The organism is Wenzhouxiangella psychrophila, assembly GCF_042310375.1.
Lineage (GTDB): Bacteria > Pseudomonadota > Gammaproteobacteria > Xanthomonadales > Wenzhouxiangellaceae > Wenzhouxiangella.
On record NZ_JBHJMQ010000009.1, the window covers coordinates 75,817 to 88,839 of the forward strand.

Sequence of the window (13,023 nt, forward strand, 5' to 3'; positions counted from 1 at the left end):
CGAAACCGCTCCCTCACAAATGTGATCCACTCGTCGGGCAAGGGCCGGCGTTCAGGAGGGATTACGCTGCTGCTCCCACCATTTAAGCCGCCTGAGCACCTCACGCTCGAAGCCGCGCTCGACCGGGCGATAGAAGCGCTGCCGTTCCATTTCCTCGGGGAAATAGTTCTGTCCGGAAAATCCCTTGTCGGTGTCGTGGTCGTAGACATATTCCTTGCCGTAGCCCAGATCCTTCATCAGGCCGGTCGGCGCATTGAGGATATGCGCCGGCGGCATCAGCGATCCGGTTTCCTTCGCCGACCGCCAGGCCGTTCCGGCCGCCTTGTAGATGGCATTGGACTTGGGCGCCGTAGCCAGGTAGAGCGTGGCCTGGACGATGGCCAACTCGCCCTCGGGCGAACCCAGCACCTCGTAGGCTTCCCGCGCGGCCAAGGCCTGCGTGAGGGCCTGCGGTTCGGCCAGTCCTATATCCTCGGAGGCGAAGCGGATCAGGCGGCGTGCGACATAGAGCGGATCCTCGCCGCCGACGAGCATGCGCGCCAGCCAGTAGAGGGCGGCGTCGGCGTCTGAACCGCGCAGCGATTTGTGGAGGGCCGAGATCAGGTTGTAATGGGCTTCCCGATCCTTGTCGTAAGCCGGCGAACGACGCTGTACCAGGCCCGGGAGGCGCTCGCTGTCGATCATTTCGTCCGCGCCGGCCAGTTCATGGACCGCCTCGGCCATATTGAGCAGGTAGCGCCCGTCGCCATCGGCCATGGCGAGCAACATGTCGCGTGCTCCGTCGTCGACCGGCAACGGACCCCCGAGGTACTGCTCGGCCCGCTTCAATAGCCCGTCGAGCGCCTCTCGGTCGAGGCGTTGCAGCACCAGCACCTGCATGCGCGAGAGCAGCGCCCCGTTGAGTTCGAACGACGGGTTTTCGGTGGTCGCGCCGACCAGGATGATAGTGCCGTTTTCCACGTGCGGCAGAAAGCTGTCCTGCTGGGCGCGATTGAAGCGGTGAATCTCGTCGACGAACAGCAAGGTGCCCTGGCCGTTGCGGCGGCGCAGGCTTGCCGCCTCGAAGATCTTCTTGAGGTCGCCGACGCCCGAGAAAATGGCCGATATCTGGACGAAAGCCAGATCCCCGACCTGGGCAAGCAGGCGGGCCATGGTGGTCTTGCCTGTCCCCGGCGGGCCCCAGAAGACGAGGGAGGCAAGGCGGCCGGAGTCGATCATGCGCCGCAACGGCCCCTGCTCACCCAACAGGTGATCCTGCCCGACCACTTCATCGAACTGCTTCGGGCGCAGCCGGTCTGCCAGCGGGCCGCCGGGTGACTGATCGCTTTCCTCGGATGCAAACAGATCGCTCATGATCCGCCATTTTACGCCCGGGCAGGGCCGGCAAGGCTCCCGAACGCAGCCGTTGCTATACTCGTGACCACCACACGACAACGAGGGGAGGAGCCAGCATGCGCGGCATTCAGGATCAACTGGTGCATCGGTCGAAAAGCACACCCGACCAGCTTTACCTCTCCCAGCCCATCGAGCGGGAGTGGCATACCTGGACCTGGGCCGAGGCTTTCGACGAAGCGCGCCGCATGGCCGCCGCCCTGGAGCGGCTCGGGCTCGAACCCGGAGACCGCGTCGGCCTGATATCGCGCAATTGTGCGCACTGGGTCCTGGCCGACATGGCGATCATTCTCGCCGGGCTGGTCAGCGTACCGGTCTACCCCACGGCCAAGGCCGAGACCATTCGCCAGATTCTCGAGCACAGCGACTGCCGTGCCTGCTTTGTCGGCAAGATCGACGAAGCAAACGAGCGCCTCGCGGGCGTTCCCGAGGGAGTGAGCCGCATCGCCATGCCCTACCCCGGCACCAGCGGCAATCTGGATTGGGAGGAACTGGTGGAACAAGCCGCCGGGGATTTCCAGCTGCGCCAGCGCCGCGAGGAAGACCTGGCCACCCTGCTCTATACCTCGGGAAGCACCGGCACACCCAAGGGCGCGATGCACAGTTACGCCAATTTCGCCTTTGTCGGGCACACGCTGCCGACCGCTTTGGGCGTGGAACCGAACGACCGCGTGTTTTCCTACCTGCCGTTGTCGCACTGCACCGAACGCGCCTATGTCGAGGCGGCCAGTTTCTACGCCGAGACGTCGCTTTATTTTGCCGAATCCATCGATACCTTTGCCGAAGACCTGCGGCACGCCAGGCCCACACTGTTCGGCTCGGTACCCCGATTGTGGAAGCGCTTCCAACTCGGCGTGCTCGAAAAGCTGCCGCCGGAGAAACTCGATCGTCTGCTGCGGATCCCGCTGGTCTCGACACTGATCAAGCGAAAGATCAAGAAGCAGCTCGGCTTCGATCAGGCGCGCTGGTTCGCCAGCGGCAGCGCGCCGATGGCCGTGTCGCTGCTCGAATGGTGGGACCGGCTGGGCGTGACCATTCGCGAGGGCTGGGGCATGACCGAGACTTTTGCCTACGGCACGCAGATCGGGCTGGACGTCGAGCCGCGCTTCGGCACGATCAGCCGTGCGCTTCCGGAGGCCGAACTGAAGCTCAGCGACGAACAGGAATTGCTGATCCGCTGCCCCTGCCTGATGGACGGCTACTACAGGGCCGACGAACTCAGCGCCGAGAGCATGACCGAAGACGGCTTTTTCCGCACCGGAGACCGCGCCTTCATCGAAAACGGCTGGGTGACCATTACCGGCCGCGTCAAGGAACTGTTCAAGACGGCCAAGGGCAAGTACGTCGCGCCGGTGCCGGTCGAGAGCCTGCTGGCGCGCAATTCCTGGATCGAGATCGCCTGCGTGCTGGGCAGCGGCATGACCCAACCGGTCGCGCTGGTGCAACTGGCCGAACATGCGCCCGACGATCAGGAGCATGTATCCCGGCAGCTTGAATCCGATCTCGACCGGCTGAACCAGGATCTGGAATCGCACGAACGCCTCGCCAGCCTGATCGTGGTCAGCGAAACCTGGGAAGTCGACAACGGCCTGCTCACGCCCACGCTCAAGATCAAGCGCGATGTGATCGAGGCGAAGTACACCGATGTGGTCGCCCGGGCGGACAACCGGGTCGAGTTCGAGGACTGAGCAGGCTCACGCCGCCCCCAAAGTGGTGTCAAACAAGTGACCCGCATTCTGCTCCTGTCCGCCTACCGTTCCGACAGCCACGCCGCCTGGGCGGACTGGTTGGTGAACAACATCGAGGACATCGAATGGACGGTGCGTGAATTACCCGGTCGCCACTTCGCCTGGCGCATCCGCGGCAATCCGCTGAGCTGGCTCGACGCAATTCCGCCCGAACCGCCCGACCGGGTGCTGGCCACCTCGATGGTCGACCTAGCCACCCTGCGCGGCATTCATCCGCAGCTGGCCGACGCGCCAACGAGCTACTATTTCCACGAAAACCAGCTGGCCTACCCGGTCAGCCGCAACCAGGTCAAGACCATCGAGCACGCTATCGTGCAGATCTACGGCGCCCTGGCGGCCGACGAACTGCTGTTCAATTCCGACTACAACAGGCAGTCCTTCCTCGAAGGCGCGGCACGATTCGCCGCCAAGATGCCCGACCGTGCACCCCGCGACCTCGCCGAAAGACTGGCGCCGAAAAGTCGCATCCTGCCGGTTCCGGTCGAGCCCGTGCCAGCGGCCGAGCATCGTGACCGACGGCTGATCGTCTGGAACCACCGCTGGGAATACGACAAACAGCCGGAGCTGTTCGCCGAAGCCGTCTGCCGCCTGGCCGAAGAAGGCATCGATTTTCGGCTCGCCCTGCTGGGCAAACGCCCCCGCAATACACCTGCGGCCCTGACACGGATACGGAGGCAACTGGGCGATCGCATCGTTGCCGACGGCCTGCTGCCGCGCGAGGACTATCGTGCGCTGCTCGGGCGCGCCGGCATCGTGGTCAGCACCGCCGCCCACGAATTCCAGGGCCTGGCCATGCTCGAGGCCGTCAGCGCCGGCGCGATTCCGGTCGTGCCGGACGCGCTGTGTTATCCGGAGCAGTATCCGCGGGTGTTTCGGTATCCGCCCGGTGAGATGAAAGCGCTTGCCCGAAAGATCGAAGAATGTCTCTTGACGGAACACCTCCGGCCGCCGGACGTGAAAGGGTGGTATGGAGAAAGACTCAAGAACCGCTGGTTCGATGCGCTGACCGACTCTACAGTCCACGACCGTCCAGGTCGCCGAAGGGAAGTAGCCGGCTGAACACATCGGCGACCATCTCGGTCTGCCGATGCCATCCGTTCTTGGTCATCGCGCTTTTCAATTGCGAGCGAACGGTTTCATAGGACAAGCCCTTGTCTTCGGCGAGCGAGCGAAGTGATTCACCGCCGATGACTTCCCGAACGATCTCCGCTTCGGCGGGCGTGAGCGAAAACCGCTGTATCAAGGCCTCGACTGACAGCCTTCGAACGCGAACGGGATCGGAGATCACCAGGACGACCTCGCCGTTGTCCAGCCGGAAGATGGACGCATTCAGCCCGTCAAACTCGCCGATGGCCAGGCCCGAAAGATGGCGCAAGTCGTCCTTGCCCGTTAGCACGGAACGTGTCGCCTCGACCAGCGAGGCGTTGCCTAGCCAGAAATGAAGTTCATCGCTTGCGGCAAAGAACGTCCGCGGCCGGCCGGCAATGGCTTCGGCCGCCCGGTTGGCGAAGCGAACGCGCATGCCGGCGCCGACGACGATGACGGCATGCTCGATGGCATCCCAGAGACTGGTCAGGCGCGCCAGGTCCCGACGTGTGCTCTGAACATGTCTGAAACCCGCATACGCCTCGCGGACGTGGGCATGAATCGAGCGCATCCGCGCCAGCTCGCGCTCGGAGAAATCCGGATCGCCCGAGGGCTTGATGACGGTCAGATGCGTGGTGTACTCGGGACCGGAATCGAGCGCCATGCCCGCCACGTACTCGATACCGAGGCGCCGATACACCTCGTTGTAGAGATCCGTACGGGCAAAGTCCTCGGGCCGCACGAAGTGCGAAGCCGGAAAGACGTAGTTGCCCTCCAGATATCGCCGCGAACGCTCGATCAGCGGATTGGCGCGGCCGAACTCTTCGTTGTACTCCAGGATGGCCGGATCCGGCGGCAGGTTCGTCGCCAGCGCCGTGCCGGCGGACTGCTCGAAATCGTAAGTGTCGAGCGTGATGCCGTAGACCTCGAGGTAGTCGGAGAGAACAGAAAGCGACTCGTCCCAGGCAACCCGCCCCGTCGCCGCTCCATAGAGTGCAGCGATGGTCCGATCCCGACCCCGACTTGTTGGCATCCCGGCCTTCCCTAAATGCTCCCTGCGTTTTTTCTATCAAACCCATACAACACGGGTCAATGAGAAACCGGGACCCATTTCACCCAAATGGGGGAGGAATCGTCGACCGATCTTCAGTATTTTGAACATAGGGAGTGCTAGTCGAGCAATCAAAGGGGGAGGATGTTTTATCCCAGACGAGCCGTTACTAATGAGGGGGCAGCGATCTCTCCGGCTTGCTTGGCGACAACCCGCCGCTGCGGAGGCTCAACAACCCGACCTGGACCTGCACCGCACAAAGCGGTGCGACCTGCGGAAGCGCCAGCGGCTCGGGGCCGACCAGCGCGAACGTCGACCTTCCCGAGTCTTCGAGCGTGACCTTTCGATGGAGTGCGTCGAGCCCTGAGCGCCAATTCAACAATCATCCGATTATCAACAACAGGACCGACAGCCATGCGCAATGACCGCTTGCCCGTCTTTCCAGAGATCCTGATCGCACTGATCCTCCTGATGCCAGTGGCATCGATGGCCACTTCAAATGAAGCGCCATTCGCCAAACAGTCCCCGAACGCAGCGCAAGACTTCGATGCCTCGCTTGGCGAACTGGTCGACGAAAACGGCCACGTCGTGCTCCCCGATGACTTTTCAGGTTCGATCGATCCGACCGGATTCCAGATGGTGAGTCAGGAAGGACAGGCGCCGAGGTTTGTTCGATCAGGTAGCACCAACGATCAATGGTCCGAGGGAGAATTCGGCGTTCCGGGTTGCAGTGGCAGTGTGGTCGCGGCCACGGTCATCAATGGAGAGCTGTTCCTGGGCGGCAATATTTTCAGGGCCTGCGGGTTCGCAGCCACCTCCAGTGTGGCCCGCTTCAATCCAACCACCGGCGAGTTCGCTGCGCTTGGCGACGGTGTGAACGGTGCCGTAAACACTCTGGCCGCAATCGGCGAGGCCCTGTACGTGGGAGGCACCTTTGACCAAGCTGGGGGCGCTTCTGCCAACCACATTGCCGTCTACGACACCACGCAGAGCGGGAACGCCGGATGGTCGACGCTCGGGGACGGGGTGAACAACTGGGTGCATGCCATGGCTGCGATCGGTGACGATTTGTACGTGGGAGGCAGCTTCAACCAAGCCGGCGGCACGTCCACCAGCCGCCTTGCCGTCTACGACACCACGCAGACCGGGAACGCCGGCTGGTCCGCGCTCGGCGACGGAGTAAACGGTGGTGTACTGGCATTGGCCGCGATTGGCGATGACTTGTACGTCGGGGGAGCTTTCAGCGAGGCCGGCGGCACCTCCATCAGCCGGCTTGCCGCCTACGACACCACGCAGACCGGAAACGCCGGCTGGTCAGCCCTTGGAGACGGGGTGAACAACGGCCAGGTGAACGCCTTGGTCGCGATCGGTGATGACCTATACATTGGGGGGGAGTTTAACCAAGCCGGCAGCGCGCCCGCCAATAGTATCGCGGTCTACGATACCGCTCAGGCGAGCAACGCAGGCTGGTCGACGCTGGGGGACGGAGTGAACGGTAGTGTGCGCAATGTACTTGCACTGACCGCGATCGGCGATGACTTGTACGTCGGAGGATCGTTCACTCAGGCCGGAGGGTCATCCACCAAGCACCTCGCCGTCTACGATACTGCGCAAACCGGAAATGCCGGCTGGTCCACTCTTGGCCAAGGGGTGAACAACAACGTGAGCACATTCGCTAACGTGAGCACATTGGCTACGATCGGCGATGATCTGTATGTCGGCGGCGGCTTCGTGACGGCTGGCGGCATCGGCCTAAGTCATGTCGCAGTCTATGATACGACGCTAACTGGAAACGCAGGCTGGTCGGCGATCGAGGATGGAGTGAGCGCCCCCATGCGGGCTCTGGTTGCAATTGGTGACGACCTTTACGCCGGCGGAGACTTCACCCGGACCGGCGCAGTGCCGGCAGACTATATCGCGGTCTACGACACCAGCCAGCCCGGTAGCGGCGGTTGGTCAGCGCTAGGGACCGGGTTGGACGACACCGTTTGGGCCCTGGCCGCTATTGGCGATGACCTTTATGTCGGAGGAGATTTCACCCAAGCTGGTGGCGCGCCCGCGGACAACATCGCAGTCTACGACACCACCCAGACGGGAAACGCAGGGTGGTCGACACTAGGGGACGGGACGAACAGCAGCGTTTACGCCTTGGCTGCGATAAGCGATGATTTGTACGTTGGCGGACTTTTCACCCAGGCGGGCAACGCGCCCGCTAGCCTTATTGCAGTCTACGATACCGCCCAGACTGGCAATGCTGGATGGTCGGTGCTCGGTGACGGAGTGGACAACACCGTGTTTGCTCTCGCCGCAATGGAAGATAACCTTTATGTCGGCGGCGCTTTTACCCAAGCCGGTGGCACACCCACAAACCGCATCGGGATCTACGACACCACCCAAACCGGCAATGCCGGCTGGTCGGCACTCGGGGATGGAGTAGATAGCACCGTGCGCGCTCTGGCTGCGATCGACAACAACCTGTATGTTGGCGGCTTTTTCGAACATGCTGGCGGTGCACCCGCGGATCATATCGCGGCCTTTGATACTTCCCAAACCGGAAACGCCGGATGGTCAGGGCTTGGAGACGGGATGGACAGCAGCGTTTATGCCCTAGCCCCCAGCGGAGATAATCTTTACGTTGGCGGACGGTTCGGTCAGGCCGGAAGCATGGCGGCGAACAACATCGCCGTATACGACACTTCCCAAACGAGCAACGCCGGCTGGTCGGCGCTTGGAAATGGGGCGGGGCTCTTTGTATACGCTTTGAACTTCATTGGCGGTGAACTCTATGTTGGCGGGATATTCACGCAAGCTGGTGGCAACGTTAATGCATATCTCGCACACTACAACACCAACCCAAATCACCTCCCCGTCGCCCAATCAGACAGCGTAGCGACTGACGAAGACGCCACTTTCGACGGCAATACTCTTTCCGACAATGGCAACGGCATCGACGAGGACCCTGACGGCGACCCGCTGAGCGTGACCGAGGTCAACGGGGTGCCAGGCAATGTCGGGGCACAAATCACGCTCGCTTCCGGCGCGCTGTTGACCGTCGACACCAGCGGCGCCTTCATCTACGACCCCAACGGCCAGTTCGAGAGCCTTGCTGTCGGCGACACGGCCACCGACACTTTCGACTACACGATCTCCGACGGCATCGCATCGGATTCGGCGACGGTGACGATCACGATCAACGGCGCAAATGACGCACCGGTAGCAAACGTTGACGCACGGACGACGGGAGAGGCTTCAGTGCTGGTTGCCTCGGACGCCGACGGCACCGGCACGGATGGCGATTCGTCCGACGACGGCGTACTCGTCAACGACACCGATATCGACGGCGATGTGCTGACGGTCGACCAGGTGGAAGGCTCGGCCGGCAATTTGGGCACAGCCGTGTCTCTGCCTTCCGGCGCGACGGTCACGGCGGCCGCCGACGGCACTTTCGTTTACGACCCCAACGGCCAGTTCGTCGGGCTCGACGTCGGCGAACAGGGCAGCGATGCGTTTTCCTATCGCGCCACCGACGGCAACGCGACGGCCACCGCCGAGGTCGACATCACGATCGACGGCGTCAACGATCCGCCCGCCGCGGCCGCCGACGCCTTCACCAGCGACGAGGACGTCCAGCTTGCCGGCAACGTGTTTGCTGACAACGGCAGCGGGCCCGATAGCGACCCCGACGACCCGCTGTCGGTGATGAATCCCGGCACGCTGACCGCCACCGGCCTCGGCGGCAGCGTCGACCTGCAGGCCAACGGTGATTTCATCTACACCCCGCCGGCCGATGCCAGCGGCAGCGACACCTTCGACTACACCCTCGAGGACGACAACGGGGCGACCAGTTCCGCGACGGTGACGATCACGGTCGAGCCCGTTGATGATCCACCGGTCGCCGTCGATGATGCGGCAAGCCTCGACGAAGACGCCGCGCCCACGGCCATCGATGTCCTGGCCAACGACACCGACGTCGACGGCGGTCCGATCGCGATCGACGCGGTCACCCAGCCGGCTGCCGGCACGGTCGTTGTCACCGGCGGCGGCCTGACCTACGAGCCGACGGCCGATGCCTGCAACGACGGCGCGCCACCCAATGACTTCAGCTACACGCTGGCCCCGGGCGGGTCCAGCGCCACGGTGGCCGTGAGCGTGGCATGCATCAATGATGCGCCGACGTTCGTTGCCGGGTCCGATGTGGAGACACTGGAAGACACTGCGTTCTCGCAAACCTGGGCGACCGATGTTTCGGCCGGTCCGGAGGAATCGAGCCAGACCCTGGCTTTCGAGGTCACGACGGACAATGCCTCGCTGTTCGATCAGCAACCCGCCATCGATGCAAATGGCCTGCTCACGTTCACGCCCGCCCCGGATGTCACCGGCACGGCGACGGCCACCGTCGTGCTGAGCGACGACGGCGGCACGGCCAACGGCGGCAGCGACGAATCAGCGCCGGCCACCTTCGACATCGCGGTCAATGCGGGTGCCGATATCCAGGTCGACAAGACGGTGGAGGTCTCTACCCTCCAGACCGGTGCGTTGCTGACCTACACGGTCATCGTCAGCAACTCCGGGCCTAGCGACGTCTCCGGCATCGCGGTCGAAGACAATCCGCCCGCCGTGCTCAACGGTGTGAGCTGGAGCTGCATGGCTGCCGGGTCGGCCAGCTGCAGCGAGACGAGCGGATCGGGTGCCGTGAGCCTCACGGCCGACATTCCGGAAGGCGACAGCGTGACGGTCGAGCTGACAGGAACAATCCCGGAAATCACCAGCGACGAGATCTCGAACACCGCGACCGCCACTATTCCTTCGGGGGTTGTCGATATCGATGAGACCAGCAACACCAACACCGCGACGATTGCAATCGGCATTTTTTCCGACAGATTCGAGCAATAAGGTTACGGGGACCTCGAAGCAAGCCGTACTCAACAAACGGCACCCAAAGATTCACTACCGGGAGATAAATGATGAAAACGCTCATCCATTCTTGCTTGCTAACTCTGACGCTTGCATTGATCGCAGCGAATTCTGAAGCTCAGATTCCACCTCCTCAGCTCGCCAAAGCAACCGGGCCATCCATTCAAAGTTCTGCCGATGATGCGCGCGGAACGCCAGCCGGTCTGTTTGATGATTTCGAATCCTACACTCCGGGTCAAAGCCTGGTCGATCAGAGCGACTGGTTCAACGTAGTCGATACTGGCGATACGGTAGTTTCGTCAGGGATCGATGGACAATCCGGCGCCCATATTTCGGATGGCTCCGAATCCTTCGGCCAGGTGCTGGGAAGGAGAGTCAGCACCGGTCAATTCGGAACGCTTACTGTAGAAGTTCGACCCAACCTAAACACATCAAATGTTTCTCTCATAGTCGGCTCAGAAAGTGATTTTTTGAACGCCTCCATCGGATTCTATCCGTCGCAGAATGTCTGGGTCTTTCAGGACTTCGACGAGACCGATGAATTTATCAACCTGGTTCCCACTGGGGTCGACTGGGTAGAGAACCAAACCGTAGACGTTTCGTTTACGACAACAATCGATGGCAAGCTTTCAATCTACTACGATGGTCGTTTGATTTTTGCCGGCAAAGATATGTCGGACAAGAACGGCTCAGGCGCCAGCCCGGTTGATTTCCTCGGAGTTCGGGCAAGCAATTCGGAAGCTGGTGATTCAGTTGAAATCGACAACATATCCGACGCTCTTAGCACAGCAAACGACCCCGCTGGATCAGCCGATCTTTACCACTCAATCGGTGCCGGAACGCTGGAGCCGTACGACAAAATCATTTCTGATGAAAACACCTTCCTGGGCCAAACCTTCAAGGTGACAACCTTGACGTATAACACTGACGACTCCGAGACCTCAGCTGACGTGGCCGCCGAGGTCACCATTCCAAGCCAACTGTCACTCATTGATGATACTTGTAATGGAACGGTCAGCTCGGGAGTTTACATGTCAGAGACTTTCACACTCGCAGCAAAACAGTGGAAAGCCTGCACTCTCGAGCTTGAAGTTGCTGTCTCTATCGATGATGTCGAGCCGTTCCTGGTGCTTGAGACGGAAGCAACAGCCACGACTCCCGATGCGTTCTTGTCGAACAATTCGTCCGTATTTTTCATAAACCCCCTTGATATTGAGATCTTCAAGGACCGCTTTCAAGACTAACTTTCTCTCCCAAATGTGAGCGACACCTGCGTGTCAGTGACTTGACTGGAGAGCATTGAACATAGGAAGACGAGAGCATGGGAAGCCCATAAATCTATAGATTGATCATCCAGATCAAAGGAAGAGCCGTCGAAACAACAAGCAAGAAAATATCCAATGCATCTATGGTTACGGGGCCTAGCACGTTCAGCAACACCGGCCACTCCAACAATGAAACTGGAGAGCCAATATCAACCGGCATACTCACGGATCAACACAATCAATTTTGAATTGAGCGACAGGAGCGCAGAGGAAATGCAGCTATCAAAAATTCACTCCGGCGCGTTAGCAGCGGCTATCGCAATTTTGCCCGTCCCCCCCGCAGGAGCCCTAACAACGACTGAAATAGGCTACAGGCCAAATGCCGTAATATGCATTCAGGGCGAACTAATTGCAGTTGATGGCACTAATAACACAGAGGCAAGGAGCGCCTACTCCAAGAACGCACTTGACTGGCACAGCAACTCGATGCCTACGGAAACATCCGGCTTACTTGATCTCGCACATGGTGATGGCTGGACGGTTGCAGTCGGATGGGAAGGTACGGTTGTGCGATCCCAGGACAATAGAAACTGGACTCGAGAAGACCCGGGCATTGTAGGCTCGACAAACCGACCGCAGAGCGTTGCCTTCGGCGATGGCTCCTTCATCATGGTTGGAGCAGGGTTCGAGGGAAACGTCGATGGAAATCTGGTTATGAGATCTTCCGACAAAGGAAGTACTTGGGAGGTGCTTGATCTGAATGGTCAAGGAGAAACTTGGCTTAATGGCATATATTTCCGGAATGGAACGTTTACGATCGTCGGGGATTTGGGCGCAGTACTTCAATCAACTGACGGAGGCGACTCCTGGATACGTCAGCCAGGACCACCTCGGCAAATCGAACTTCAAGATGTCGCCTTTGGAGCAGGCAGGTATGTTGCATCCGGTCGAGACCGGGCGAGTTTCACCGGTGATATGTTCGTTTCGGACGACGGGGGCATCAATTGGCGGGCGGCTGAAGATTTCACGCCACCTCAGGAGACGTTTACCGAAACCTTTGGGGTGAAATGGTTAGGCGATAGATTCGTAGTCGCTGGCGACAATGGCGTTTATTCTTCTCCGGACGGAGACTCATGGACCCTCATCGATCTCGGAAGCCTAAGCGGCAGCTTTACCGATTTGGCCATCTTCAAAGAAGATATCTTCTTGGCAGGATCTTCAAACAATTCGGTCTTGTTCAGTTGGCAGAGTGATGATGTGGTCTTTCGAGAGATGTTCGAGTCTGTTTGTACGTTTCAACCGTAGAAATAAACGATAGGCGAACTTAAAATAACAAACTGATACACTCGTAACGGATGCACAGATGCCCGGCTCTTTTCTACAGACACCACCTAGCGATTCTCACGGATTAATGCCGGGAGCCTGTTGACAGCCAAAAGCGCGATTCCATTCCAGAAAAGGTTGAACGAGAGAGCGATGCGCCGATGGCCTCATACTGTTCACGGGCAGTTCGCTCCGCATCGCTTACGGCCGAATCGCGCTTGCGCTCGATCAGCTCCTTCGAGCA

General features: G+C 60.4%; 7 protein-coding genes. 5 read left to right on the top strand and 2 right to left on the bottom strand.

The window, feature by feature from the left end; translation table 11 throughout:
- Nucleotides 1–51: 51 nt before the first annotated feature.
- Nucleotides 52–1,353 (bottom strand): replication-associated recombination protein A, encoded by a 1,302-nt coding sequence (locus ACDC66_RS11860; protein WP_376696941.1) that lies wholly within the window; start codon nucleotides 1,351–1,353, stop codon nucleotides 52–54.
- Between the two features lie 98 nt (nucleotides 1,354–1,451).
- Here ACDC66_RS11860 and ACDC66_RS11865 point away from each other — a divergent pair, with 98 nt between their 5' ends.
- Nucleotides 1,452–3,080 (top strand): AMP-binding protein, encoded by a 1,629-nt coding sequence (locus tag ACDC66_RS11865; protein ID WP_376696942.1) that lies wholly within the window; start codon nucleotides 1,452–1,454, stop codon nucleotides 3,078–3,080.
- A 45-nt stretch (nucleotides 3,081–3,125) separates the two neighbouring features.
- On the top strand, nucleotides 3,126–4,199 hold the full coding sequence (locus tag ACDC66_RS11870) for a tRNA-queuosine alpha-mannosyltransferase domain-containing protein (RefSeq protein WP_376697007.1): 1,074 nt from the start codon (nucleotides 3,126–3,128) through the stop codon (nucleotides 4,197–4,199).
- Here ACDC66_RS11870 and ACDC66_RS11875 read toward each other — a convergent pair.
- Nucleotides 4,153–5,259 carry a helix-turn-helix transcriptional regulator gene (locus ACDC66_RS11875; protein ID WP_376696943.1) on the bottom strand — a complete coding sequence of 369 codons (1,107 nt, stop codon included), beginning with the start codon at nucleotides 5,257–5,259 and terminating at the stop codon, nucleotides 4,153–4,155. The two genes, ACDC66_RS11870 and ACDC66_RS11875, sit on opposite strands and share 47 nt — an antisense overlap.
- 432 nt (nucleotides 5,260–5,691) lie before the next feature.
- On the opposite strand from ACDC66_RS11875, the gene ACDC66_RS11880 reads away from it, so the two are divergent.
- The 3 genes from ACDC66_RS11880 (at nucleotide 5,692) to ACDC66_RS11890 (ending at nucleotide 12,761) form a co-directional block, all read left to right on the top strand.
- Nucleotides 5,692–10,170, top strand: a complete 4,479-nt coding sequence (locus tag ACDC66_RS11880) for a beta strand repeat-containing protein (RefSeq protein WP_376696944.1) — start codon at nucleotides 5,692–5,694, stop codon at nucleotides 10,168–10,170.
- A gap of 68 nt (nucleotides 10,171–10,238) precedes the next feature.
- Nucleotides 10,239–11,435, top strand: a complete 1,197-nt coding sequence (locus ACDC66_RS11885) for a hypothetical protein (protein ID WP_376696945.1) — start codon at nucleotides 10,239–10,241, stop codon at nucleotides 11,433–11,435.
- 210 nt (nucleotides 11,436–11,645) lie between these two features.
- On the top strand, nucleotides 11,646–12,761 hold the full coding sequence (locus ACDC66_RS11890) for a WD40/YVTN/BNR-like repeat-containing protein (RefSeq protein WP_376696946.1): 1,116 nt from the start codon (nucleotides 11,646–11,648) through the stop codon (nucleotides 12,759–12,761).
- Nucleotides 12,762–13,023 lie beyond the last annotated feature (262 nt).

Bases quoted from the DNA above. Each gene is read 5' to 3' on its own strand.
- ACDC66_RS11885 (WP_376696945.1), top strand. From the start codon at position 10,239: ATGATGAAAACGCTCATCCATTCTTGCTTGCTAACTCTGACGCTTGCA.
- ACDC66_RS11865 (WP_376696942.1), top strand. From the start codon at position 1,452: ATGCGCGGCATTCAGGATCAACTGGTGCATCGGTCGAAAAGCACACCC.
- ACDC66_RS11890 (WP_376696946.1), top strand. From the start codon at position 11,646: ATGAAACTGGAGAGCCAATATCAACCGGCATACTCACGGATCAACACA.
- ACDC66_RS11860 (WP_376696941.1), bottom strand. From the start codon at position 1,353: ATGAGCGATCTGTTTGCATCCGAGGAAAGCGATCAGTCACCCGGCGGC.
- ACDC66_RS11875 (WP_376696943.1), bottom strand. From the start codon at position 5,259: ATGCCAACAAGTCGGGGTCGGGATCGGACCATCGCTGCACTCTATGGA.
- ACDC66_RS11880 (WP_376696944.1), top strand. From the start codon at position 5,692: ATGCGCAATGACCGCTTGCCCGTCTTTCCAGAGATCCTGATCGCACTG.